21 protein-coding genes are annotated in these 23,649 nt (G+C 67.9%); 10 read left to right on the forward strand and 11 right to left on the reverse strand.

What is annotated here, in order from left to right; translation table 11 throughout:
- Nucleotides 1-12 precede the first annotated feature (12 nt).
- The 4 genes from SM757_RS01085 (at nt 13) to SM757_RS01100 (ending at nt 4,283) form a co-directional block, all read left to right on the forward strand.
- On the forward strand, nt 13-1,224 hold the full coding sequence (locus tag SM757_RS01085) for an MFS transporter (protein WP_322463875.1): 1,212 nt from the start codon (nt 13-15) through the stop codon (nt 1,222-1,224).
- Nucleotides 1,225-1,454: 230 nt separating this feature from the next.
- The gene (locus SM757_RS01090; protein WP_322463876.1) at nt 1,455-2,543 is read left to right on the forward strand and encodes a porin; all 1,089 of its coding nucleotides are present in this window, start codon (nt 1,455-1,457) and stop codon (nt 2,541-2,543) included.
- 14 nt (nt 2,544-2,557) lie between these two features.
- Nucleotides 2,558-2,956, forward strand: a complete 399-nt coding sequence (locus SM757_RS01095; RefSeq protein WP_322463877.1) for a type 2 periplasmic-binding domain-containing protein — start codon at nt 2,558-2,560, stop codon at nt 2,954-2,956.
- A gap of 166 nt (nt 2,957-3,122) precedes the next feature.
- Nucleotides 3,123-4,283, forward strand: a complete 1,161-nt coding sequence (locus SM757_RS01100) for a GGDEF domain-containing protein (RefSeq protein ID WP_322463878.1) — start codon at nt 3,123-3,125, stop codon at nt 4,281-4,283.
- 204 nt (nt 4,284-4,487) lie between these two features.
- On the opposite strand, the gene SM757_RS01105 is transcribed toward SM757_RS01100, so the two are convergent.
- Nucleotides 4,488-7,181: a PAS domain-containing protein gene (locus SM757_RS01105; protein ID WP_322463879.1), complete on the reverse strand. Its 2,694-nt coding sequence runs from the start codon at nt 7,179-7,181 to the stop codon at nt 4,488-4,490.
- 296 nt (nt 7,182-7,477) lie between these two features.
- Here SM757_RS01105 and SM757_RS01110 point away from each other — a divergent pair, with 296 nt between their 5' ends.
- The 3 genes from SM757_RS01110 to SM757_RS01120 are packed head-to-tail and all read left to right on the forward strand — an operon-like array spanning nt 7,478 to nt 10,899.
- A complete protein-coding gene (locus SM757_RS01110) occupies nt 7,478-8,704 on the forward strand; it encodes a phosphotransferase (RefSeq protein WP_322463880.1) in 1,227 nt (408 codons plus the stop codon).
- A 7-nt stretch (nt 8,705-8,711) separates the two neighbouring features.
- Nucleotides 8,712-9,779, forward strand: a complete 1,068-nt coding sequence (locus SM757_RS01115) for a phosphotransferase family protein (RefSeq protein WP_322463881.1) — start codon at nt 8,712-8,714, stop codon at nt 9,777-9,779.
- A gap of 10 nt (nt 9,780-9,789) precedes the next feature.
- Nucleotides 9,790-10,899, forward strand: a complete 1,110-nt coding sequence (locus SM757_RS01120; RefSeq protein ID WP_322463882.1) for a CapA family protein — start codon at nt 9,790-9,792, stop codon at nt 10,897-10,899.
- A 26-nt stretch (nt 10,900-10,925) separates the two neighbouring features.
- Here SM757_RS01120 and SM757_RS01125 read toward each other — a convergent pair whose 3' ends face one another.
- The 7 genes from SM757_RS01125 to SM757_RS01155 all read right to left on the reverse strand — a co-directional run bounded on the left by SM757_RS01125 (nt 10,926) and on the right by SM757_RS01155 (nt 17,560).
- The gene (locus tag SM757_RS01125; protein ID WP_322463883.1) at nt 10,926-11,768 is read right to left on the reverse strand and encodes a tyrosine-protein phosphatase; all 843 of its coding nucleotides are present in this window, start codon (nt 11,766-11,768) and stop codon (nt 10,926-10,928) included.
- Nucleotides 11,769-12,459: 691 nt separating this feature from the next.
- On the reverse strand, nt 12,460-13,008 hold the full coding sequence (locus SM757_RS01130; RefSeq protein WP_028998293.1) for a glutathione peroxidase: 549 nt from the start codon (nt 13,006-13,008) through the stop codon (nt 12,460-12,462).
- Nucleotides 13,005-13,529: a carboxymuconolactone decarboxylase family protein gene (locus SM757_RS01135; RefSeq protein ID WP_028998294.1), complete on the reverse strand. Its 525-nt coding sequence runs from the start codon at nt 13,527-13,529 to the stop codon at nt 13,005-13,007. Before SM757_RS01135 ends, SM757_RS01130 begins: the two co-directional genes overlap by 4 nt.
- 2 nt (nt 13,530-13,531) lie before the next feature.
- Complete coding sequence (locus tag SM757_RS01140) at nt 13,532-14,707, reverse strand: thiolase family protein (protein WP_028998295.1); 1,176 nt, start codon at nt 14,705-14,707, stop codon at nt 13,532-13,534.
- Entirely contained in the window at nt 14,704-15,609 is a 906-nt protein-coding gene (locus tag SM757_RS01145) for a 3-hydroxyacyl-CoA dehydrogenase (protein WP_322463884.1), read from the reverse strand. The genes SM757_RS01140 and SM757_RS01145 overlap by 4 nt, the downstream gene beginning before the upstream one ends.
- A 23-nt stretch (nt 15,610-15,632) precedes the next feature.
- The gene (locus SM757_RS01150) at nt 15,633-16,478 is read right to left on the reverse strand and encodes a fumarylacetoacetate hydrolase family protein (protein ID WP_028998297.1); all 846 of its coding nucleotides are present in this window, start codon (nt 16,476-16,478) and stop codon (nt 15,633-15,635) included.
- A complete protein-coding gene (locus SM757_RS01155) occupies nt 16,475-17,560 on the reverse strand; it encodes an amidohydrolase family protein (protein ID WP_322463885.1) in 1,086 nt (361 codons plus the stop codon). The genes SM757_RS01150 and SM757_RS01155 overlap by 4 nt, the downstream gene beginning before the upstream one ends.
- Before the next feature lie 180 nt (nt 17,561-17,740).
- Here SM757_RS01155 and SM757_RS01160 point away from each other — a divergent pair, with 180 nt between their 5' ends.
- Nucleotides 17,741-18,811, forward strand: coding sequence for a universal stress protein (locus SM757_RS01160; protein WP_322463886.1), 1,071 nt, complete (start codon nt 17,741-17,743; stop codon nt 18,809-18,811).
- Here SM757_RS01160 and SM757_RS01165 read toward each other — a convergent pair.
- Nucleotides 18,794-19,591 (reverse strand): TetR/AcrR family transcriptional regulator, encoded by a 798-nt coding sequence (locus SM757_RS01165; RefSeq protein ID WP_084150444.1) that lies wholly within the window; start codon nt 19,589-19,591, stop codon nt 18,794-18,796. The genes SM757_RS01160 and SM757_RS01165 overlap by 18 nt on opposite strands.
- A gap of 176 nt (nt 19,592-19,767) precedes the next feature.
- Between SM757_RS01165 and SM757_RS01170 the strand changes: the two genes are divergently transcribed.
- Nucleotides 19,768-21,399: an ATP-dependent acyl-CoA ligase gene (locus SM757_RS01170; protein WP_322463887.1), complete on the forward strand. Its 1,632-nt coding sequence runs from the start codon at nt 19,768-19,770 to the stop codon at nt 21,397-21,399.
- A gap of 21 nt (nt 21,400-21,420) precedes the next feature.
- Here the strand turns inward: SM757_RS01170 and SM757_RS01175 are convergent, their stop codons facing one another.
- Nucleotides 21,421-22,221, reverse strand: coding sequence for an SDR family NAD(P)-dependent oxidoreductase (locus SM757_RS01175; RefSeq protein ID WP_028997027.1), 801 nt, complete (start codon nt 22,219-22,221; stop codon nt 21,421-21,423).
- Nucleotides 22,222-22,315: 94 nt separating this feature from the next.
- Between SM757_RS01175 and SM757_RS01180 the strand changes: the two genes are divergently transcribed.
- The gene (locus SM757_RS01180; protein WP_028997028.1) at nt 22,316-23,074 is read left to right on the forward strand and encodes a DUF2889 domain-containing protein; all 759 of its coding nucleotides are present in this window, start codon (nt 22,316-22,318) and stop codon (nt 23,072-23,074) included.
- Here SM757_RS01180 and SM757_RS01185 read toward each other — a convergent pair.
- Complete coding sequence (locus SM757_RS01185) at nt 23,071-23,610, reverse strand: 3-phenylpropionate/cinnamic acid dioxygenase subunit beta (RefSeq protein ID WP_238446611.1); 540 nt, start codon at nt 23,608-23,610, stop codon at nt 23,071-23,073. The two genes, SM757_RS01180 and SM757_RS01185, sit on opposite strands and share 4 nt — an antisense overlap.
- Nucleotides 23,611-23,649 lie beyond the last annotated feature (39 nt).

Below are 23,649 nucleotides of genomic sequence, written 5' to 3' on the forward strand. Positions count from 1 at the left end.
CCGGCGTTTCGCATGCTGTGGCTGGCCTGGCTGGCCGGCAACATGACCATGTGGATGCACGAGGTGGTCGCAGCCTGGCGCATGGCGCAGCTCACCGATAGCCCGCTGCTGGTGGCCGGCGTGCAGGCTGCAGGCACGCTGCCGCTGTTCCTGCTTGGGCTGGCCAGTGGCGCATTGGCCGACTCGCTGGAGCGCCGGCGCTTCCTGGCCTTCGCACAGGCCTGGATCGCGCTGACGGCCGCGGTGCTGGCCGTGCTGGCGGCAACCGACGCGATGACGCCCGTCACGCTGCTGGTGTTATGCCTGCTCAATGGCGTGGGTCTGGCGCTGCGCTTTCCAGTGTTTTCTGCGCTGGTGCCCGACATGGTGCCGCGCGAGCAGCTGGCCGCAGCGCTCACGCTTAACGCCGTGGCCATCAACCTGACGCGGGTTGTCGGTCCGATCGTGGCTGGGGCCGTGCTGGCCTCGTTGGGCACCGTGGCGGTGTTCGTCCTCAATGCTGCGATGTCGGTACTGGCATGCTGGCTGATCCTGCGTGCCCGCGTGGCCACGCATGCCAGGCCCGCGGCACGCACGCCCATGCTGTCGGCAATCGGCCAGGGCCTGCGCCATGTGCACGGTTCGCCCGTGCTGCGGGCCGTGCTGCTGCGCGCCTTTGTCTTCTTCACGCAGTCGGTAGCGCTGGTGGCCCTGCTGCCACTGCTGGCCAAGCGCATCGGCGCCGACGCCACGACTTACACCGCGCTGCTGGCGGCCATGGGCGCCGGGGCCGTGCTGGCCGCGTTCGCCCTGCCCCGATTGCCGGCTGCGGCAGCGCGTGATCGCATCGTGGACGCCGGCGTGTGGCTCTACGCCGCGGCCACCGTGGCCGCCGTGTGGGCTCACGAGGCCTGGACACTGGCGCCGGCGCTGGCGCTGTCGGGCGCGGTGTGGCTGTGCGTGGCCAACACGCTGACCATGTCGGCTCAGCTCGTGCTGCCCACCGCGCTGCGCGCGCGCGGCATGGCGATCTACCAGATGAGCATCATGGGCGGCAGTGCCGGCGGTGCGGCGCTATGGGGTGCCGTGGCGGATCGCTCCTCGCTGACCACCGCGCTGCTGGGGTCGGCGGCAGCAGCCGTGGTGCTGCTGCTCGTGACCCGACGTGTCAGCATCGATGAGCGAGCTGTCCTTGAGCCGTGCCACTCCCCTGGCGCGGCCCGTGGCGCGGCAGCGGTGGAGTGACACCGAGCAGGAGCACGTTTCAGGGTTATCCCGGTGCTCAATGGATTGCAGAACGTGAACGGTTTGGCAATCCGCCGTTCACATTCCTGTGGCCGATTGCCGATACCGCAGCAGGCACCAGCGAACGCACCTGTCTCGGACAGTCCTGACAAGGGCTTCCCGAGCAGCCCACTGCCTGCGTGCCGCCCCTCAAGCCCGAAGGGCGGCACGGTGAAGCAATCAAGAACGCGATGTACGAGACATTCCCTCCCATGCGCACGGTGGCCGTGTTGGCTGCTCTGGGCGCGTGTGCATTCAGTGCCTGCGCCGAGGCGTCCTTCACCTTTGGCGGCTATGGCACGCTGGGCGCAGTCAGGGCCTCTACCGACGAAGTCCAGTTCCGCAGCAGTCCCCGCCAGCACAAGGGCGCGGACCGCTCAGTGGACTTTGGCGTGGACTCGCGCCTGGGCCTGCAGGCCACACTGCACGTCGACGAGGCCTTCTCCGCCGTGGGCCAGGTGCTGACCAGCCGGCGTGATGGCCGGGAAGATCCCCAGCTCGAGTGGCTGTATGTCCAATCCACGCCGATGCAAGGTCTGGACCTGCGCGCGGGCCGCTTGGTGCTGCCCATCTTCATGGTCTCGGACACCCGCAACGTCGGCTACGCCATCCATTGGCTGCGTGCTCCCAACGAGGTGTACGGTCCCTACGCGCACACGTCCTTCGATGGCGCACAGCTGCTGTGGCGCAGCAGCGACGGTCCAGTCAACCTGGGCGTGCAAGCCTCGGCAGGCACCAGCGAGGCGCCGCTGTTCCTGGCGGTCAGGACCGAGCTGAAATACCGGCGGCTTTACTCGGTGGCGGTCACGGCGGAAAGGAACGCGTGGACGTTGCGCGCCAGCAGGACGCTGGGCAAGGGGGCGACGTTTTCTGGTACCCCGGTCCCCAGCGGCGACGACACCTTCACCGACATCGGCGCGCAGTACGACGACGGCAGGTTCATTGCGGTGGGCGAATACATTTGGCGCAGCTACAGCGCCATGGGTCTTCTCGACCACGCCGCCTTCTACGTCAGTGCCGGCTTGCGCCTGGGCAGCTTGACGCCCTACGCGACCTATGCCCGCTTCATGCCTGAAGGCCTTTCTTTCGGCGTCAACGCGCCGGACGGCACGACGCGAGCGGTGGGCCTGCGCTGGGACGTGGCCCGCAACGTGGCGTTGAAGGCCCAGATCGAAGCCACACGGCACTCGAAATACGCCTTCGTCGATCCGACGCCGGGCTTCACTGCCAGACAACCCAGCGTGCGCGCGATGAGCGTGGCCATGGACTTCGTGTTCTGAAGCAGGCCATAGCGATGCGCAAGAAGCAAGTCGTTGCAGGCGTCGCATTGACGCTGGTGCTCACCACCGCCCACGCCGGCATCGTGGTCGTCGGCCACCCGTTGGCCCCGGCACTGAGCAAGGAGCAGGCGGCCGCGATTTTCCTGGGCCGGAACACCTCGCTGACGCCGCTGGACCAGCCGGATTCGTCCCCCATCCGCGCCGCTTTCTACAGGAAGGTGGCCGGGCGCGACTTGGCGCAGGTGAAGGCCATCTGGTCGCGCCTGCTGTTCTCGGGCAAGGGACAGGCGCCCAGGGAACTTGCGAACGCCGCCGAGGTAAAGAAGAGCGTGGCGGCCAACCCCAAGGCGGTAGGCTACATCGACGAGGCGGCCGTGGATGACAGCATCAAGGTGCTGCTCGACCTCGATTGAGCCCGACGCGCCTGGCGGCATTCCCTTCCTGCGTCGAGCCCTGTGTGCAGGGCCGACCCGCGGCCGCGCGTCCTGGGCATGACATGCGGCCCGGGCGTGTGCAGCAGTGCACACGCTGCAACCGCCGCGGTATCGAGCCGGCTGTGCAGCGGCCGATAGCGCAAACATGCATGCCCTGACCCTGATCGACACCCCGGCCCTCGTTGTCTTCAACATCATCCTTGCCTCGGCCATGGGGGTGGTGCTGCTGGTCACGCGGCTGGGCCTGGATACGGCCGCGGTCCGGCTCGACACCTGGCTCATCGGTGCGTCCTTGTTGATCCTCTCCCGGTTGATGACCCCGCTGGAGGAGGTCTTCGCGTTCCTGGGCCTGCATCTGCCGGGCATGACACTGATGCTGCCGCTGATGCTGTGCGGCCTGTACTGGCAGGCGATGGGGCTGCGTGGCCTGCGCGGGCGCGAAGTGCGCCGCAGCCACCTGCTACGCCACTCGCTGCTGGCGGGTATCACCGTAGTCGCCTTGGATACCGTGCTGGACATCACGGTGTTTCTGTACATCTTCCTGGCCGGGCTGCTGCTCGTGGGCATGCTGCTGCTGCGCGAGGCACTGATGCTGGCACGCCGCACCTGGGGCGGACGGCTGCTGGCTGCGACGGCGGGGCTGATGTTGATCAGCAACCTGCTCCTGCTGGACACGTCAGCCGCGTCCTCGGAACAGGTAGCCCGGCGTGGGTTGCTGGTAGAGATGCTGTGGGCGCTGTTCAGCACAGCAGGTTTCCTGCAGTGCCTGTACCAGGACCTGCGCGAAAAGCTCGCCGCCACCGCAATGACCGACGCGCTCACCGGTGCGCTCAACCGTCACGGCCTGTTGCCGCAACTCGAGCGCGAGCTCGCGCGCGCCCGTCGCGGCCAACCGCTGTCGGTGGTGCTGTGTGACCTGGATCATTTCAAGAAGATCAATGACCAGCACGGCCATGACGTAGGCGACACGGTTCTCAAACGCTTCGTGGCACGCGCGCGGGCCGGGTTGCGGCGCAGCGATCTGCTGGGCCGCTGGGGCGGTGAGGAGTTTCTCTTCGTGCTGCCCGATACCGCTGCCGCTGAAGCCGTGCGCGTGGCCGAGCGCGTACGAGCCAACCTCCTGGCCGACAGCGCAGCGCCCCCCATTCGCTTCAGTGCAGGTGTGGCCAGCACAACGGAGCCCGCGCTGCAGTGCGACCTGCAGCGCCTGTTGAGCTGCGCTGACCACCGGCTCTACATCGCCAAGCAGCAGCGTGACCGGGTCGTCGGCAACGACGCCGATGCACTCGACAGGCATGTCGGCTGATCGCTGCTGCACGTCCCGTGCGACTGCGCATCGATCTGCTGCACGACACAGGGCCATCGGCTGGCCTGGTCCAGAAGCTGCCGAAGCGCAGCGGGCATGCGCACTCGGCCCTGCGCACCAGGGGCATCGGTCGACAGCGCGATGCAGTGACGGGCTGTGAGGAACCGCCGCCGCAGCCCCTCGCGCCATGCATGTCGAACACGTTCAGCCCGTTGGGGACTGGTCCGGATCGGCCGCGGCCTCACCAATGGGAAGCTCCAGCGTGAACACGCTGCCGCCAGCTGCCCCCCTGGCGGCGCGCAAGTCGCCGTGCATGAGCTGTGCCAGCCGTCGGGCGATCACGAGCCCGATACCGGTGCCTTCGACCTTAGAGCGCTCGGCACCCAGGCGCTTGAAAGGCTGGAACAGTTGCTCGAGCTGCTCGTCGCTCAAGCCTTGACCGGTATCTTCCACGTCAAGGCGCAAGCGATCGCCGACAACCTGGGCCGACACGCGCACCCAGCCACCGCGACGGTTGTACTTCACGGCATTGGACACCAGGTTGAGGAGCACTTGGCGCAGCCGCAGGGCGTCGGCCTGTACCGCCGGCAGCCCGATGGGGACATCGTTGGTGAGCAACACACCGGCAGCCGCCGCCTGAGGCTCCATGACGTCCAGGCTGGCCGTGGCTACCGCGTGAATGTCCAGCAACTCCAGGCGCAGCTCGATACCCCGGGCCTCGATGCGGGCAAGGTCCAGCATCTCGCTGATCATGGCCAGCAGGTGTTCACCGGCAGCATGGATCTTGCGCACCCACTCGACATGGTTGGGCGCCAGCGGCGTCTGCGCGTCCAGCTGCATCAGCTGCGCAAAACCCATGATGGCATTCAGCGGCGTACGCAGCTCGTGACTGATGTGCGTAAGGAATCGGCTCTTGGCCTGGTTGGCCTGTTCCGCTGCCTCGCGCGCAGCGCGGTCGCTCTGGGCCTGCTTGAGCTGCGTGACATCCCGGAAGAACACCGTCAGGCCCTCCTCAGCGGGATAGGCCGTGATTTCAAAGTGGGCGCCCAGTGGTGCGAACGGTTCCTCGAAGCGAACGATGCGTCCGCTGGCCAGGCACTGCTCGTACTGTCGCTGGAACTCCGAGCCGGCTGCCTGCGGGAACTCCCGCCAGATGTTGCGACCCAGCAGTTCGTCGCGTGGGCGCTTGAGCATCACCTCGGCCTGCCGGTTGAGCAGCGTGAAGCGCCACTCGCGATCCAGCGCGAAGATTCCGTCCGTGATGCTTTCCATCGTGGACTCCAGCCGACGGGCCAGCGCACGCGCCGACTGCTCCAGCCGCTTGTTGTCGTCGATGTCGATGGACGATCCGTACCACTTGCGGGTACCGCACTTCTCGGTGGATACCAGCACTGCACGCGCCAGGTGCCAGCGGTAGACCCCGTCAGCCCGCCTCAGCCGCATCTCGACCTCTAAAGGCTGTCCAGTCTGGACTGCCCTGTTCCAGGCGTCCCTTGCGCACGCCCGATCCTGCATATGCACCAGGGCATCAAAGCCTTCGGACAGCAACCGCTCGCCCGGCAAGCCGGCATAGCAAGAAAGTGCCGGACTGACGTAGTCGACCTGCCCATCGGTGCGCGCCGTCCACACGATCAGTGGCATGGCCTCGGCCAGAAGACGCCAGGTTTCTATCTCGGCGCGCCGCTCGGTGATGTCGCGGAAGTAGACCGCCATGCCTTCGTCAGACGGGTACGCGGTGACGTCGTACCAGCGATCCTGGCGCAGGTAGTAGTACTCCAGCCGCGCAGTGCGGCCGCTCGCCATGACGTCGCGGTAGGTGCGCTCGAGCTCCGAGCCGACAATCCCGGCAAATACCTCCCAGACGCGCCGCCCCAGCACCGCGGCGCGTGGCTTGGCCAGCACCTGTTCGGCCGCAGCGTTGAAGTAAAGCATGCGCCAGTCGCGGTCGAGGAGGTAAAAGCCGTCGCTCATGCGCTCCAGCGTCGCTTCGAGTTGGCGCCCGACGCGGTTTCTCTCCTCGACGGCGTGCACCTGCTGCGTGATGTCCTGGAACGCGCCTTGCACGCGCACGACACGGCCTTCGGCATCCCGCACGGCCTCGCCGATGGAGCGCGTCCACAGTGCTTCGCCGCGGGTGTTGGTCATCCGCAGGACCAGGTCGTAGGGCTGTGCGTCGCGGCAGCAGCTCTCGAACGCGGCGCGCAGCAGTTCCCGATCTGGTGGTGCGAAATGCTCGAAGACCTGTGCCACATCGGGCTGCTGGTGCACGTCGAAGCCGAAGATGTGGAATAGCTCCTCGTCCCAGTGCAGGGCCTGCTGCAGGACATCGAAGTCCCAGGCGCTGAGCCGGCCCAGGCGACAGGCCAGGCGCAGGCGCTGGCTTGCCAGCTCCAGCGCCCGTGTGCCGACATGGCTCACGGCCTGCAACTCCTCCAGCCGCTGCGAGGTTTCCTGGTATCGCCGGCGATCCAGACGCGCCTGCAGCAGGCACACCGCCTGCCGCGCTTGGAGCCGTAGCAGGTCCGCGGCCTCGGCATCGAGGTGTCGGGACACGCTATCGAATATTTCCAGCAGGCCCACGCGCTCCCCGCCCTCCAGCACCAGCGGCATGCAGGCGTAGAAGGCGATGTGCGGCGCCTCCTTCACCAGGAGAGTGTCCCGCCAGCGGGTGTCGAGCCTGGCATCCTCCAGCACGAACAGACCACTGCCGGCGATGGCCTGTGCGTACAGCGACACCCCGTGTGCCACCTCCGGCATCACTGCGCCAAAGCAGGCCTTGACCCAGGTCCGCTCCCCATCCACGAGCGTCAGTGCTGCCGAGGCCGTGCCGCACAGCCGTGCCGTCACCCGTACGAGGTCGTCGTATTCGGGCTCGGGCGCGGTCGCCAGCAACGCCAAGTCGCGCAGGCTCCACAGGCGATGGGGGTTGTCCATCATTCTTGTTTTAGGAGCAAATTCCGAAGCTGCAAGAGCCGGGCGGCCTTGTGTAGGTTTGCACCACGGGCTGCCGTGTTCGTCCCGGAGAGTTGCCGGCAACCCTTGTATTTTCTTCTTTCTGACATCCGGCCTCGTGACTTGTGACAAGTCTTAACTACACCAGCCTGTCGGCCATCGATACGTCAGGTGCGTTCGGCGATAGACAAAGCTGAGCGCAGCAGTTGCCCGCGTCGCAGGGCGCTCGCTACGCTGGCTGCATGCTCCAGACACACGCAGCCGACGCCTCGCCGCCCACGGCATCGGACCGTCCCTACCCCACACGCCAGGGCCGCCTGCCACGCCACCTGCACGAGGTCAACTCGCAGTGGCTGAGCCGCCTGCTGGCGCACCGCTACACCGGCATCGAGGTGCATGGCCTGTCGGTGGTGGAGATCAAAAACAGCCACACCACCAAGCTGCGCGTGGCACTGGAACTCAACGAGGTTGGACGAGCCGCCGGCATTCCCAGCCAAGTGTGCCTGAAGTCCAACTGGTCGGAGGGATTTGAGAGCGGGGATATCTGCGAGCTCGAGGCACGTTTTTACCACCTGATGCGTGACCAGTTGCAGGCTCCGGTGCCGCGCTCGTACTACGCCGACTGGGACGGCGACGGTGGGGGCCGGGGCGTTGTGGTGATGGAAGACCTGGGCGTGGCCGAAGGCGACTTCGGCAACAGCGCGCACCACCTCGGCGTGGACGGGGTGGCCAGGGGCCTGGAGTCGCTGGCGGCGCTGCACGGCGCCTTGTGGGACAGCCCGCTGCTGGCGGCACAGTCCTGGCTGCAGACCTCCATGAACACGCCGGTCGACACCGATCAGGTTCTGCGCATGTACAACTACATCAAACTGAACCTGGCCAAGCCGAGCTACCAGGCCTTCCTGCCGCGCTGGCTTTACGACCAGCCGACGCTGCTGGCGCACGCCTTTGACGAGCTGGCGGAGTTCGCGCGCACGCAGCCCGGGCCACGCTGCCTGGTGCATGGCGACTCGCACCAGGGCAACAGTTTCCTGCGTGCCGGCGGCGAGCGTGTCTGGCACGACTGGCAGCTGGTGCGCCAGGGCCAGCCTTGGCGTGACGTCACCTACTTCATGCTGGGCGCCCTGACGATCGAGGAGCGTCGTTCCTCGGCGGCCGAGCTCATCCGTCACTACCGCGAAGCCTTGTCGGCCACGGGTGCGCGCGACGTGCCGGACCAGGACAGCGCCTGGGCACATTTGCGCCGCTGGCCGGTCTACGGCATGCAGGCCTGGCTGGCCAACGTCGACCACTGGGGCCAGGGCGGCATGCACATGGTCGAGCGCTTCTTCTGCGCGGCTGAGGACCTGGAAACCATCCCGCTGCTGACTGCTGGCAAGGCACCGCGGCGCACCGTGCGTCTGGGCCAAGGCGCACGGCCGATCGCCTCGGGACTGCGCAAGCTGCTTGGAGCCGGCGTTGAGCCGTAACCATTCCATGATCAAGGAACATGCCGCTCCTATCAGCACCGCCGCTCTGATGGAACGCCTGCGCGGCTGGCTGCCCACGCAGATGCCTGGCGCCTGCGACCTGGACATCAGCGACCCGGTCGAGCCGGCACAGGGATCGTCGAGCCGGACCATCCTGTTCAAGCTGAGCTGGCGTGAGCAGGGCGTGGGGCACGAGCGGGACCTGGTGGCTCGCATCCAGCGCGAGGCGGCCTGTCCGCTGCAGTCCGACGTGCTGCATCAGTACCGGACTATGGCCGCGATCGCCGATGCTGCCGACGTGGCCGTCCCGCGCCTGGTCCTGGCGCAGGAGGGTGCCGGGATCCTGAGGGCGCCTTTCTTTCTCATGGAGCGGGTCGAAGGACGGGTGCCTGCCGATTTCCCGAGCTACCACGCACAGGGCTGGTTCGCCGCTGAACTGACGGCCCCACAGCGCGAGCGGGCATGGTGGAACGCCATCGCGGAGATGGCCAAGCTCCACCGGATCGGCTGGCAGCACTTCAGCTTCATGGCGCAGGAGCCGCAGCATGCGCCGGATGCCGGCTTCTACCTGGAGCACTTCGTCGGCCGGTGGCTTGCCTGGGCCGCGCAAGGCGAGCCCTACCCGCTGCTGGACCGGGCGCTGCGCCATCTGCTGGAGCATCGGCCTTCCGTGGAGCACGCCGGACTGGTCTGGAACGATGCCCGGATGGGCAACACGATGTTTGCAGCCGACCTACGCGTGGCGTCGCTGCTGGACTTCGAGGTGGCGACGCTCGGACCGGCCGAGATCGACCTGGCCTGGTGGCTGTACGCGGAAGACCTCTTCAGCTTGCGCCTTGGTCACCAGCGCATCGCCGGCATCCCCGACCGGGAAGCCGCGATACGTGGCTTCGAGCGTCTCTACGGCCGTCCGATGCCGCATTTCGAGTACTACGAAGCCATCGCTGCGCTCAAGCATGCAGTGATTTCCATCCGGGATTTCCGCAACGGCAAGAGCGTCAACCGGTCCGGGGCCTTGCTCGACTTCGCCACGCAGCGCCTGTCGCGGTATCTGGACAGTGACCGCCGGGCCTAGGAGCAACACCGTGACCACGAAAACCACATCGGGATGCGCCACGCTCGTGGGCGTGGGCGACGTGATGATCGCCCGCTACGACGCGACACTGCTTGACCCCGCCGCCCCCGTCCTGCAGGCAGCCGACTTCACGTTTGGCAACTGCGAATGGCCTTACGCGGAAGAGGCAGGGGACACTCATCCCGTCGAAGCGCACCTCAACGACGACGTGGAGGGCGAGGACCTGTTCACTCCGGGGGATCCGCAAGCCATCCGCCTCAAGGCAGCCAAGGGCTTCGATGTCCTGTCCTTCGCCAACAACCACTCGATGCACGCCGGTTACCGGGTCTTCTTGCGCTCCATGGAGCTCATGCGGGAATCAGGCATCGCGCCGGTAGGCGCAGGCCGCAACATCGCCGAGGCGCTGGCGCCGGTGGTGCTGGAGCGCAATGGCGTGAAGGTCGCATTCGTGGGCTGCACCGCCGCACTGCTGCCCGGTGCCCACGCCGGGCGCCGCACACCCGGCGTCGCCCCGCTGCGACGGCACAGCTATTTCCACAACCCCAACTGGAACGACTGGGGGCTGGCGCCGCAGGTCGGGACACTGGTGGACCGCAAGGACCTGGCAGCGGTCTGCGCCAGCATCAGCGCGGCACGTGAGCAGGCCGACATCGTGGTGCTCAGCGTCCACTGGGGCCTGCTGGAAGACCGCGTGGCGATCGGCGACTACCAGCGCGAGGCCGCGCGTGCCTGCATCGACCATGGCGCCGACCTGATCCTGGGCCACGGCACGCTCGTGACCAAGGGCATCGAGGTCTACAAGGGCAAGGTGGTCTTCTACTCGCTGGGCAAGTTCCTGATGAAGGGGCCACGCGACACCGGCGACACGCCCATCGGCGTCAGAGCCGTCGTCGGCAAGCACAAGCGCAAGGGCCTGGCGGCCAGGATCGACATCGAGCACGGACGCATCGCCCGGGTCGCCTTCACGCCGGTGTTTGCTGACGAGGCCACACGGCCCTCCTTCCTGGATGCCAACGATGCGCTGTTTGGCGAGATCGCGGACGAGACCGAGGCGATCAGCGCGGCGGCGGGCCTGCAGGCCCGCTTCACCCGGATGCACGACCGCGTCGTGATTTCCTGATTTGGCGGGTGCCGCAGCACCCCGCCTCAGGCGCGGCGGCCTGGTCCGGCCTCTTGGCCGGCGGGCTCCAGCAGCCGATGGCGCAGGGCAGCCATACCATCGCCACCGACGCCCAGCGCCTCGTGCATGTAGCCCAGCACCGAGCCGTGCCGGGCCTCGACCGCCCTGAGTGCGCCCTCCAAATAGGCCGGATGGCACTTCAGCAGCGGGGCGCGCAGGTTGGGCGGCATGGCCTGCAGGTAGGCGAAGCCAGCGGCAGCGGCATCGGAGCCCGCTGCACGCGGGGTTGCCACCAGTGCATCGATGTCGAGGCAGCGGTCCGTGAGCAGGTAGTCGGCGAGCACCGTCGCTTCCGGGACACCCAGCAGCCGCAGGATCAGGGCGGCCAACAGCCCGGTGCGATCCTTGCCCGCCATGCAATGGAACACCAGCGGCACATCTCCGCTGACAATGTGGTTGATGACGCATCCATACGGGCCGGCAAAGTGCCAGGGCATCTTCCGGTAGGTCGCCGCCAGCGCATCATGCACATCCTGCGGGGTGGCTTCCCGGGCGGCAGCGACTTGGCGCAGGCGGCTGTGGCCGGCGTCGTAGTCCCAGCCCCGATGCCACGCGCTGAAGCCGGTGACCGATGGCTCCTTCTCGCGCTCCACGGGTGTACGCAGGTCGCACACGACCCGGATGCTCTTGGATGCCAGCAGCGCCACGTCCTGCGACGTCAGCCCCGAGAGCTTGCCCGAGCGGTAGAGGACATGCCGGCGCACGCGCTGGCCGTCCGCGGTTTCGTAGCCTCCAAGGTCGCGAAAGTTGTGCCCGCCTGCCAGCGGCAGCAGGCGATGCTCGTCAGGTGTCACGGTCGATGCAGGCATGTGTGTCCTTGGGTCCTGGAAGGCGCCTGGGGAGCCGCCAGGCTCGCTCAGCACTCCTCGCTGCTGTCTCGGCAAACGGGGCACCGGCCAGGGCCCGGCTGATCAGGGCCGGCGTGGCCGCTTGGCCGCTCACAGCGCCAGTGCGCCGTGTCGTCACATCGCCCCCCGAAACGCCGCGCGCTGCGGGCAGGGGCACAGCAGGAAACTGCGCGGCGGGACCGAAGGATGGGGCGTGCGGGGCGCCCCCATCCGCTTCGGCGGCTGACCTTGCTCGACCCTGCCCGTGAGCAGCTGCAGCGCCTGGTCAGACACGTCCTGCGGTCCCGCGCCGCCGGCCGCAGCGCAGCACACCGGACACGATGAGCAGGCTGGAGCGGCGCTGCAGTTGCTCCATGCCGTGGCGGTGTACCGTCGGGTGTCGGGTCACGGCAAAAGCGCAGCGTGTTGAACACGGAAATGCCGCGGTCGGCTGTGCGTGGCTAGCACCGCGGCCCACGTGACAAGGGCCTCGCTGCGTGCTCGCGGCCTCGTACAGCGCGCTGGGCCCGCTGCGCGGGCGGATATGCCCTTGCAATGAGCAGCGCCATGGCAATGGTGTCCGCGACGGTGCGCAGCGCAAACGCCACAGCAGTTCGAGTCTTTCCCGTCATCGTCTCACGCGTTTGCGCAATTGACGATGGTGCCTGAGAAATCAGCCCAACGCCGCCTCGATGGCCGCGCTCAGGCGCGCATCGTCCGGCGTGATGTCGGGTGCAAAGCGGCCGATCACGTGGCCGTCACGGCCGACGAGGAATTTCTCGAAGTTCCATGTCACGTCGCTGGCGTGCTTGGGCAACAGGCCGTGCTTGCCCAGCGTTTCGTGCAACTTGGAGTCGCCGGAGGGCTGTGCCTGCGGCTGCGCGGCAATCAGTGCCGCGTAAAGCGGGTGCCGGGGCTCGCTGTTAATGTTGAGCTTGGCAAACAGCGGGAACGTCACGCCGAAGCGCGTGTCGCAGAAGTCGCGAATGTCCGCCGCACTGCCGGGCTCCTGCGCAGCAAAGTCGTTGCACGGGAAGCCCAGGACCTGCAGCCCGCGGTTGCCGTAACGCTCGTGCAGCGCCTGCAGGCCTGCGTACTGCGGCGTGAGGCCGCACTGCGATGCCACGTTGACCACCAGCAGCACCTGCCCCTTCCAGGGCTCGAGCGTGGTGGGCGCCCCGTCCAGGGCCTGCAGCGGGATGTCGTACAGGGAAGTGGTCAAGGTTTCTCCTCGTAGGCGCGCTGCACCAGCGTCATGCGGCCACCGGCCAGCATCAGCGCGCAGAACATCTGCAACTCCACGATCTCGGCGGTCGTGAAGTGGGCAGTCAAGTGGTCGAAGTCGCCATCGTCGATGGCATGCGGGTCCACGGCAAAGCGCTCGGCGTAGCGCAACGCCGCGCGCTCGGCCGGGCTGAAGTGCTCGCTGTCGGCATCCTGGCAGGCCAGCGCCGCCAAGTCCCGGGTGTCGACCGCGTCGCTCTTGCGGGCGACCTGGCAGGCCTGGCACTGGGTGAAGGTGGCAATGCGCAGCCGCACCAGTTCGCGCAACCGCGCATCGAGCACACCATGGTTGTGGAATTGGTCCAGCAGCGCCAGCCAGGCCAGCGCGACCTGCGGGCGATGCGCCCAGACCTGTACCGGCACGGTGGAGCTGAGCATGCGGGTGGCGCGGCCATGCCGCACCGCCTGAGCAAGCTCGCCCGGCAAGGCCTCCAGCGGCACCAGCGGCAGCCGCGCCACCGTCACAGCCGCTCGATGATGGTGGCCGTGCCCATGCCGCCGGCGCAGCAGATGGACTGCAGCGCGAAGCGGCCGCCACGGCGTTCCAGCTCGTGCAGCATCGACGTCATCAGCCGTGCGCCGCTGGCGCCAAGCGGGTGGCCCAGCGCGATGGCGCCGCCATTGACGTTGAGCCGTTCGTGCGCCACGCCGATCTCCTTCATCCACACCAGCGGCACCGGCGCAAACGCCTCGTTGACCTCGAAGAGGTCGATGTCGTCAAGCGTGAGGCCGGCGCGGGCGAGAACCTTGCGGGTGGCGGCAATCGGGCCCGTGAGCATGAGGGTCGGATCCGAACCGACAGTGGTGACCGCGCGAATGCGCGCACGGGGCTTGAGGCCCAGTGCACGGGCCTTGTCGGCCGACATCAGCAGCAGCGCCGCGGCGCCGTCCGAGATCTGCGACGAGTTGCCCGCGGTGAGCCGCCCGTCGGGACGGAAGCTCGTCTTGAGCGTGCCGAGCTTTTCCATCGCCGTGCCGGGGCGGATGGTCTCGTCGGCCTGGAACAGCGCTGCCTCGTCCTCCAAGCCCTTCTCCCGCACCTGGGCCACCGGCACCGGCACGATTTCCTGGCGGAAATACCCAGCCGCGGCCGCGGCGGCGGCACGGCGGTGGCTCTCCACGGCATAGGCGTCGAGCTCCTCGCGGCCCAGGCGCCACTCGTCGCACAGGCGCTCGGCGGCTTCGCCCTGGCTGGTGAGCTCATGGCGATCCGCGGCCATCCAGCCGAAGGCCTCCCCGTGGATGGCACGGTTGCTGCCCATGGGCACGCGGCTCATGTTCTCGGCCCCACCGGCCACGACCACGTCAGCCGCGCCGCAGGCGATGAGCCCGGCGGCCACATGCACCGCCTCCTCGCCGGAGCCGCACTTGCGGTCGATGGTCAGCCCGGGGATCGAGACGGGCCAGCCCGCGCCCAGCAGCGAGGTCCGCGCGATGTTGGCCGACTGCTCGCCGATTTGCGTGACGCAGCCGAAGATCACGTCGTCCACCACCTCGGGCTTCAGGCCGCTGCGGCTCACAAGCTCGTTGAGGACCACGGCCCCGAGGTGGTCGGCGCGTACGCCGGCCAGGCTGCCCTTGAACTTGCCAACGGGCGTGCGCGCCGCGCCGACGATCACGACATCGGCGGCGCTCACAGCACGCTCGCCTTCAGGCCGGAGCCGGGGATGCGCTGGCCTTTCTCGTCATAGCGGTAGACCCCGGCGCCAGCCTTGCGGCCCAGGCGGCCGGAGGCGACCATCTTGATGATCAGCGGGCAGGGGCGGAACTTCTCCCCCAGCGTCGAGTGCAGGTAGCGCAGCACCGACAGCCGGGTGTCCCACCCGGTGAGGTCACCCAGCTCCAGCGGGCCCATGGGGTGGTTGAAGCCCATGCGCAGCGCCGTGTCGATGTCCTCGGCCGTGGCGACGCCCTCCTGCAGCATCCACATGGCCTCGTTGCCGAGCATGGCCGACATGCGGCTGGTCGTCAGGCCAGGCGCCTCGTTGACGACGATCGACGTCTTGCCCAGCGCGTCGCTGTACTCGCGCGCACGGGCCACGGCCTCGTCGCTGGTCGCGAGCCCGCGCACCAGCTCCACCAGCTTCATCTTGTGCACCGGGTTGAAGAAGTGCATGCCCACGACGCGCTCGGGCTGCTCCACGGCCGTGGCGATCTCGGTGACGCTCAGCGCGGAGGTGTTGGTGGCGATGAGCGCGCCCGGCACCATCTTCGGCGCAGCGGTGGACACGACCTGCTTCTTGACCGCGAGGTTCTCGGTGACGGTCTCCACCAGAAGCGCCGCACCCTCGGCGGCCACGGCCAGGTCCGCCTCGACCGTCAGCCGCGCCTTGCCAGCCTCGGCAGCCTCAGCCTCGACCTTGCCCAGCCGCACGCCGTCGTCCAGGATCTTGGCCACCGCCGCCAGCGCCTTGTCGGTGGCCGCGGCATTGCTGTCCACCAGCACGGTGGTGAAGCCACTGCTGGCAAAGGCATGCGCGATGCCCGTTCCCATCAGGCCGGCGCCGACGACGACGACCTTGTTGTTCGTGATGCTCATGAAGTCTTTCTTTCTGTCTGGGTTCAATCCATCAACGTGACGACGTTGCGCAGCGTGCCGATGCCCTCCACCTCGGCCTCCACTACATCGCCGGGCTGCAGGAACTTGCCGCTGCCTTGCGCCGTACCCGCCGGGGAGCCCGTGAACATGACGTCCCCGCACTCGAAGCTCGAGCGCTCATCCACGAAGGACACCAGCTGGCCCACGTCCCAGGTCATCTCGGCGGTGTTGCCGTCCTGGCGCACGTCGCCGTTGACGCGCAGCAGCAAGCGCAGCTTCGGCGAGCCTTGCGGGAACTCGTCGCGCGTGACGATCCAGGGCCCCAGGCCCGTGGTCTGGTCGGCGCTCTTGGCGGCGAACAGGTCCATGCCCACGCCGGGCGGGCCGCTGCGCTGCAGGTCGCGCGCGCTGACGTCGTTGCCCACCGTGTAGCCCAGCACGCTGGACAGCGGGTTGCTGCGGTCCACGCGCTCGGCGCCGATCACCGCCACCAGTTCCACCTCGTGGTCGAGTTCCTTGGTCAGCGGCGGGTAGCGCAGAGCGTCATTGGCGCCGATGAGCGCACCATGGGCCTTGAGGAAGGCGATGGGCTGGCTGTGCGACTTGATGCCGAAGTCGGCCGCCAGGTGCTTGGCGTAGTTGGCGCCGGCGACGACGACACGGTTGGTCCTCTCGATGGGTGGCAGCAGCCGCACGCTGGAGATGGGCCGCTGTGCGCCGGTGAAGCGCAGCGCGGCTTCCCCTTCGCCTCTCGTGAGCGCAGGCCCCCATTGCGCGACCGAGCCTTCGATGGGACGCAGCGTCCCCTTCTCGGGCTCGACAACGGCCCAGAACGGCGCGCCGCCGTCGGTACAGCGGGCAAGCTTCATGCGCTCACCACCGCCGGTTGCGTTGCGGGCCGGCCCAGCTTGGCCGGGTCCAGGTGCAGCAGCTCGCAGGCGTTCTTCCAGCGGATCTTGTCCAGGTCCGGCTGCGACAGCCGCAGGCCCTCGGTGAGGTCGTGGCGCACGGCATCGGAGCCGCCGAAGTTGCTGCCATACACCACCTGGTCCGCCCCGATGATGTCCACCAGCGCCTGGCGCATGGGCAGCTCGTGCAGCTCCACGTCGAAGTAGAAGTTCTTCATGTACTCCAGCACCGGGCGCTTGTTGTGCGTGACGTCCAGGTTGCGGTTGGTCTGCGCCAGGCGCCCGAGCTGGTAGGGCACGAAGCCCCCGCCGTGCGTGATGTAGACCTTCAGCTTGGGGAAGCGGTCGAGCACCCCGCCGTTGACGAGGTACCAGAAGCAGCGCGTCTCGTCGTAGTTCATGCCCACGATGGCCGTGGTCTCGTACTTGTCGTGGTTGGCCTGCAGCCCCCACGTCACCGACTGGTTGTAGCCGTGCACGAAGATCGGCAGGTCCAGGTCGCACAGCGTGGCCCACACCACGTCCAGCTGCGGCGAGTCGTACTCCAGCCCGCCGAAGTTGGCCCCGCCGGCCACCAGCCCCTTGGCGCCGAGCTGCGTGCACGCGCGGCGCAGCTCCTTGGCCGCCTCGTGCGGCGCGTTCAGCGGCGCGTGCGCCCAGAACATCAGCCGATCGGGTGCGCCCGAGCAGTACTCGGCCAGCGTGTCGTTGACCTTGCGCGCGAAGCGCACGCTGAACTCCGGGTCGGCCCAGTACATGTAGCAGTGCGAGGGCACCGAGACGACCTGCGCGTTCTGGCCTGCGGCGTCCATGCCCGCCAGGCGGTTCTTGGGGTCGGCCCAGCGCGCGAGGTACTCCTCGAGCTGCAGGCCCTGGCCCGAGCGCACCGCGGCCTTGCGCTCGGGCGAGCCCAGCCCAAGGATCCAGTGCCCCACGCGCAGCTTGACGTCGCCGTCGCTGTGCTGCTCGAAGAACGGCCCCCAGTGCGGGTGCTGGTTGTAGTAGCCCGGATGGGGCGCATGTGCATGCAGGTCGATCAGCATGGTCTAGGTCGCCTTCAGAAGTAGCCTTGGAGGATGATCACACCAAATTGTGCACATTTTGGGTTTTTGTTCAATTTAGCGTTTACGCTGACTTGCGCCGGCGGCGTCATGCCTTGCAATGGCCCGTCACGCGGGCTTTTCGCGCCGTGTGCACATCCCTCACGACACAGGAGAGCACCGATGTACCGACACCTGCTTGTAGCGCTGGACGACAGTCCGCTCGGAGATGCCACCGTCACGCGCAGCGTCGAGTTCGCGCGCTCCGCGGGTGCGCGCATCACGTTCTTTCACGCGGCGCCGGACCTTGCCGCCACCGGAGAAGGCGCGCTGCTGTACACGCTCGACCAGGAGGCTTTCGCACAGGAAGCCGCCGGCGCGGCCAGTGCCGTGCTCGTGAAGGCTGCCGCGGCGGCAGGCGCGGCCGGTGTGAGCTGCGGCACCGAGTCGCGCACGAGCGACCAGCCTGCGCAGGCCATTGTCGAAGCCGCGCACCGCCACGGGTGCGACCTTGTCTTCGTCAGTGCGCACGGGCGCGTGCCGGGCCTGCGTGGCTGGCTACGCCACAGCGTGACGCAGCATCTGCTGCAACTCGCCGATCTGCCGGTGCTGGTGTCCGCCGTCGAGTCCAATGACGCGTGCGCGCCCGCGGCCAGGGCACTGGGCATCGTGGCCGGCGAGCACCGTGCGATCGCGGCAGTGCTGCAGGGCCTGCAGCACCTGGTACGTGCGGCCCGCTTGCCGGGCCAGCAACTGGATGTCGGGCTTGCGGCGGAGATGGTGCGCTACCTGCGCGAGTTTCCCGGCACCCAGCATCACCCGAAGGAGGAAACGGTCCTGTTCCGCCTGCTGCGCCAGCGTACGCACGAGCTTGACCACGTGCTGCTGGAACTCGAGCGCCAGCACGGGCAGGAGCAGCGCCGCGTCCAGGCGCTGGCGGATGCGCTCTCGCGCTATGACAGCAGCGAGGCGGCGTCGCTGGAGGCGGTGGGCGATGCGGTGCAGCAGCTCGCGGGCACCGTGTGGGAGCACATGGGCATGGAAGAGGCGCTCGTGTTCCCGGCCGCCCGTCGCTACCTCAGCGAAGGCGACTGGTCAGAGGTGGCACAGGCCTTCACCACCCATGATGACCCGCTGCGCGAGCTGCAGCCCGGGCTGCCGCTGGAGCGGCTGTTCAGGCACGTGGCTGCAGCCTTGCTGCGCAAGGACATGGCCGGCGTTGCGCCGGCCGCCGCTTCAGCGACGCACGCGTGATGTCCCGCCCGTGACCAGCGACTCGACCAGGCGGGCAATGCGGCGCGGCAGCGCCTTGCGGCCGCCCTCGCTGGGCACGAGTTGCTCGCTGAGCACGTAGCGGATCAGCATCTCGCACACCAGCTCGCGGTCGAGCTTGATGTCCAGGCGCTCCTCCCAGGCATCGAACACGATGCCCAGCACGTCCTGGAAGCGCACCACCGAGTCGTGAAAGATGCGCTTGAAGAAGCCCAGCGCATAGTCCGGCGCCACCACGAGCAGCCGCCGCGAATTGCCGCGCTCCAGGTACTCGTCCAGGTAGCGCACCAGAGCGGCAAAGCGCTCATCGGGGTCCGTGAACACCTCCACCGACTCGACAAGGGTGCGGTGAAACGTCTCGCGCTTGTGGCGCGAGAAGGCATCAAGCAGTTCCTCCTGAGAAGCGAAGTAACGGTAGAACGTCCCGCGCGAGACATCGGCGGCGCGGCACACGTCGAGGATCGAGATCCGCTCGGCGCCGGACTGCAAGACGATGTTTTCCGTGGCCGCCAGGATGCGATCGATCGTCTGCTCCGAGCGGCGGTTGCTGCGCCGGCGCTGTTGCGCGCCACGATCAGGCAGGGCAATGACCTGTGCGCCCGCGGCTGGCTGGCCCACCTGCGCCTTGGCAGTTGCGGCCTTGCCCGGCTTGGCCTTGCCTGCCGCCGACTTTGACGCCGGGGCCTTGGCCACAGTGCTCTTGCCGGGTCGCTTGGCAGCCGCCTGCACGGCGGCGTTGCCGGATGGATTGGAGCGGCTCATGCGCAGTTCCTCCTGAGGTTAATGGTGGGTAGTTTCGGTTTCGCGTCTGTGCGGGTTTTCCAGCGATCTGGCAAAGCCATGCAGGCATTAGAATTGTCTTCTAATATCAGAATCATTTTTTCCTCTCCACTCCTGGACCGATTTTTCCTGAACAACTGCACGGAAGGACGCACGAGATGACCGGCATGGGACCCGAAGCCACCTGGTACCTGGGTGAGCAAGACACACCGATTGCTGCGCTGGAGCGCGCGGCCAAGAGCCATCCTGACCGGGTCCTGCTGGACTTCTCGGGGCAGCTGGTGACCTACGGCGAGGTGGACATGATGTCGACGCGGCTGGCGCACGAGCTGGCGGCGTTGGGCGTGCAGGCTGGCCAGACCGTCGTCACGATGCTGGACAACAACCTTGACGCGGTGCTGTGCTGGCTGGCCATCAACAAGCTGTGCGCGGTCAGCGTGCCGATCAACACCGCGCTCAAGGGCGATTTCCTGCGCCACCAGATCGCCGACGCTGGCGCGGCGATCGTGGTCTGCGAGGCCGACTACGTCGCACGCATTGCCGCAGTGTCGGCCGAACTGCCCGAAGCTCGGCTGGTGCTGCAGCGCGGCCGGCCAGAGAGCGCGCTGTGCGGCACGCTCACGCTCGCGGCGCTGGATGCGCACCGCGGCAGCGATGACACGCCGTTCGAGCGCACGCCACAACCCGGCGAGCTGGCCTGCCTGATCTACACCTCGGGCACGACCGGGCCGTCCAAGGGCTGCATGGTCAGCCACAACTACATGGTGCACTTGGCACGCCAGCAGCTGCGTGCCGGCCCGGCCACCGCCGACGACGTGACGATCACGCCGCTGCCGCTGTTCCACATGAATGCGCTGTGCGTGGGCGTCGTGGCCACGATCCTGGTGGGCGCGCGCGTGGCCATCGTGCCGCGCTTCTCGGTGAGCAACTTCTGGCCCGAGGTCGAGCGCAGCGGCGCCACCATCGCATCCATCCTGGGCAGCATGGGCGCGCTGCTGGCCAACGCGCCCGACAACGAGGCGGCGCTGCGCTGCAAGGGGCAGATCCATACCGTGCGCGGCAACCCCTTCACCGAAGAGGTCAAGACCGTCTGGCGCGAGCGCTTCGGTGCCCGTCAGGTGGGAGGCAACGGCTACGGCCTGACGGAGGCGGCGGTGGTGACGTCGCTGCCTGGCGGTGAATACGCGGCACCGGGCTCCTCGGGCCGGCGCATCCCGGAATTCGATGTGCGCATCGTGGACGAGCACGACCGTGAGCTGCCCGCGGGCCAGGCGGGCGAGATCATCGTGCGCCCGCTCAAGCCCGACATCATGTTCATGGGCTACTGGCGTCGCCCCGAGGACACGCTCAAGCTGCTGCGCAACCTGTGGCTCCACACGGGCGACATCGGCAAATTCGACGAGCAGGGCTTCTTCTACTTCGTCGACCGCAAGAAGGACTACCTGCGCCGCCGTGGCGAGAACATTTCCAGCTTCGAGATGGAGGCCGCCTTCGCGCGCCATCCCGACCTGGCCGAAGTCGCCGTGCACGCGGTGCCTTCGCCCAAGGGCGAGGACGACGTGAAGGTCACCGCCATCCTGCGCCCTGGCGCCACGCTGACCCCCGAAGCCCTGTTCCATTGGGCCGTGGACTCGGTGCCGTACTACGCGCTGCCGCGCTACATCGAGTTCCGCGACACGCTGCCCAAGAACCCTCAAGGGCGCGTGCTCAAGTACTTGCTGCGCGACGAGGGCTGCACCGCGGCCACCTGGGACCAGGAAGCCAGCGGCATCAGCGTGAAGAAGCGCTGACACGCGCTCCATCGATCGGACTCAGTACTCCCGCACGGGCACGTGCGGGGGCCGCGAGTTGTAGCCCGGCAGGTGCAGCCCGCCGTCCACGTGCAGCGTCTCGCCAGTGACGTAGCGCGACATCTCCGAGCCCAGGAATACGGCCACCGGGCCGATGTCGAGTTCAGGGTCGCCCGAACGCCCCAGGGGGCGCGCGGCGGCCGATTTCTCGGCAAAGCCCGGCACCTCGGCCGCGAGCTTGTGGAACGTGGCGCCCATCGCGGTCGGCGCGATCGCGTTGGCCGTGATGTTGAAGCGCCCCCATTCAGCAGCAGCGCTGCGCGTGAGACCGACCACCGCCGACTTGCCGCTGTTGTAGTCGGCATGCTGCCAGGCGCCGACCTCCACATCGATGGAGGTGAAGTTGATGATGCGCCCGCCACCGCGCGCGCGCATCAGCGGCAGCGCCGCCTGCATGGCCCACCACGTGGCCCAGAGCGTGGAGTTCAGGGTCTGCGCCAGCATCTCGTCGGTCTTGTCCTCCAGCAGCACGTTGGGCGATGGCACGAACGCGTTGTTGACCAGGATGTCCAGGCCACCGAAGGCATCCACTGCAGCGCGCACCGCACCCTGGACCGCCTCCTTGCGCATCACATCGGTGCGCACGAACAGTGCCCGGCCGCCGAGCTCCTTGAGCTCGCGCTCGACCTGGACGCCGGTGTCCTCGTTGATCTCCGCAACCACCACCGCGGCGCCCTCGCGCGCGTAGCAGCGCGCGATGCCGCGGCCGATGCCGCCGCCCGCGCCCGTGATCACAGCCACCTTGTCTTTCAGCAGAGTCATCCTCATCTCCATTTCGGAATGGTTATTGAACACATTCACGATAATCGTACACTTTCACCCTCCGTGTGACACCCGGTGAGGACCCTTGCCCGCCATGACCCCGCCTAGATTCCGCCGCCGCATTGACATCAGGAGCCGCACCGATGGAGGCGACAGCTGCGTGCGCGCGGCGCTGGAGGACGACTTCCACCATTTCCGTGTCGAGCTCGCGGCCCGTGAGGGCCGGATCGCCGCTGTGCGCGCGACGGCCGCGCGACAGCCTTATACGCTGTGCGAAGGCGCTGCTGCCGAGTTGCAGCAGCTCGTGGGCATGGCGCTGTCGCCCATTGCCCATACCGTGACGCGTTCGGTCGAGGCGCGCCAGCACTGCACGCACCAGCTCGAGCTCGCGGGGCTGGCCTGCGCTGCGGCCGCACGCGGCCTGAGTACGCGTCGCTACGACATCGAAGTGCCCCTGCGTGAGGCCGGACGCACGAACGCCCTGCTGTGGCGCGACGGCACGTTGCTGCTGTCGTGGTCCCTGCAGGACGACACGATCGTGGAGCCGCCGCTCTATGCTGGCATGGGGGTGCGCCAGGCCATGGCTGGCTGGGCGCTGCAGACACTGTCCGCGGACGAGGCGGAGGCGGCGCTGGTGCTGCGCCGCTGCGCCGTCATCTCCAATGGCAAGGGCCTCCCGCTGGACGAACAGCCGCATGCGCGGGTGACCGGCCTGTGCTGGGCACAGCAGCCCGTGCGGGCTGCGCAGGCGCTGCGTGTGGTGGGGTCGACCTGGGACTTCAGTACCTCGCCGCAGCGCCTGTGCGCTGACGACGAGGGTTGGCTGGCGTTCGAGGCGGACGCCAGTGTCTAGAGGAAGATGGCCAGGTTGGGCGTGCCCAGCACGGCCTGATCCAGCAGGATCTCGCGGCGGGCGAGCTTGAAGCTCTCGCCGCTGACGCGCAGCACGTCACGGCGCTCGCCGCTGATGAGGTCGAGCTCGTCGAAGTTGAAGCGGCTGCGCGTGACCAGCAGGTTGCTGCGCACGCGGTACTCCTCGGGCTGGTCGCCCTGCTCCACCATCACGTTGGTGACCATGCGCCGCGTACGCGAGGGCGGGTCCTCGGCCCAGGCGCTCTTGGTGCCCGTGAGCCGCATGATGCGGCCCATTACCGAGCGCCAGTCGTCCTCGAAGTGCTGGGTGGTACGCACCACTGACGCGGCCTGCTGGCTCACCGGACGGGTCTCCCGCAGCGGGGCGGTGTAGACCAGGTCCTCGGCCAGCAGGGCGCCCCATTCCTTGAGGCGGATCTCGTCGAGCAGGCGCGCCTCGACGTACAGGAACTCCAGCGCCCGGTTGTAGACGGGCGAGCCCACCGGCACCAGTTGGCCGGGCTTGAGATCGGTCATGGGAATTGTCTCCATGGAAGTGGCTTGTGGGGCTGCAGG

Source organism: Azohydromonas lata (assembly GCF_034427735.1).
GTDB lineage: Bacteria > Pseudomonadota > Gammaproteobacteria > Burkholderiales > Burkholderiaceae_C > Azohydromonas > Azohydromonas lata.

Bases quoted from the DNA above. Each gene is read 5' to 3' on its own strand.
- SM757_RS01085 (WP_322463875.1), top strand. From the start codon at position 13: ATGCTGTGGCTGGCCTGGCTGGCCGGCAACATGACCATGTGGATGCAC.
- SM757_RS01090 (WP_322463876.1), top strand. From the start codon at position 1,455: ATGTACGAGACATTCCCTCCCATGCGCACGGTGGCCGTGTTGGCTGCT.
- SM757_RS01095 (WP_322463877.1), top strand. From the start codon at position 2,558: ATGCGCAAGAAGCAAGTCGTTGCAGGCGTCGCATTGACGCTGGTGCTC.
- SM757_RS01100 (WP_322463878.1), top strand. From the start codon at position 3,123: ATGCATGCCCTGACCCTGATCGACACCCCGGCCCTCGTTGTCTTCAAC.
- SM757_RS01110 (WP_322463880.1), top strand. From the start codon at position 7,478: ATGCTCCAGACACACGCAGCCGACGCCTCGCCGCCCACGGCATCGGAC.
- SM757_RS01115 (WP_322463881.1), top strand. From the start codon at position 8,712: ATGATCAAGGAACATGCCGCTCCTATCAGCACCGCCGCTCTGATGGAA.
- SM757_RS01125 (WP_322463883.1), bottom strand. From the start codon at position 11,768: ATGCCTGCATCGACCGTGACACCTGACGAGCATCGCCTGCTGCCGCTG.
- SM757_RS01145 (WP_322463884.1), bottom strand. From the start codon at position 15,609: ATGAGCATCACGAACAACAAGGTCGTCGTCGTCGGCGCCGGCCTGATG.
- SM757_RS01150 (WP_028998297.1), bottom strand. From the start codon at position 16,478: ATGAAGCTTGCCCGCTGTACCGACGGCGGCGCGCCGTTCTGGGCCGTT.
- SM757_RS01155 (WP_322463885.1), bottom strand. From the start codon at position 17,560: ATGCTGATCGACCTGCATGCACATGCGCCCCATCCGGGCTACTACAAC.
- SM757_RS01160 (WP_322463886.1), top strand. From the start codon at position 17,741: ATGTACCGACACCTGCTTGTAGCGCTGGACGACAGTCCGCTCGGAGAT.
- SM757_RS01165 (WP_084150444.1), bottom strand. From the start codon at position 19,591: ATGAGCCGCTCCAATCCATCCGGCAACGCCGCCGTGCAGGCGGCTGCC.
- SM757_RS01170 (WP_322463887.1), top strand. From the start codon at position 19,768: ATGACCGGCATGGGACCCGAAGCCACCTGGTACCTGGGTGAGCAAGAC.
- SM757_RS01175 (WP_028997027.1), bottom strand. From the start codon at position 22,221: ATGACTCTGCTGAAAGACAAGGTGGCTGTGATCACGGGCGCGGGCGGC.
- SM757_RS01180 (WP_028997028.1), top strand. From the start codon at position 22,316: ATGACCCCGCCTAGATTCCGCCGCCGCATTGACATCAGGAGCCGCACC.
- SM757_RS01185 (WP_238446611.1), bottom strand. From the start codon at position 23,610: ATGACCGATCTCAAGCCCGGCCAACTGGTGCCGGTGGGCTCGCCCGTC.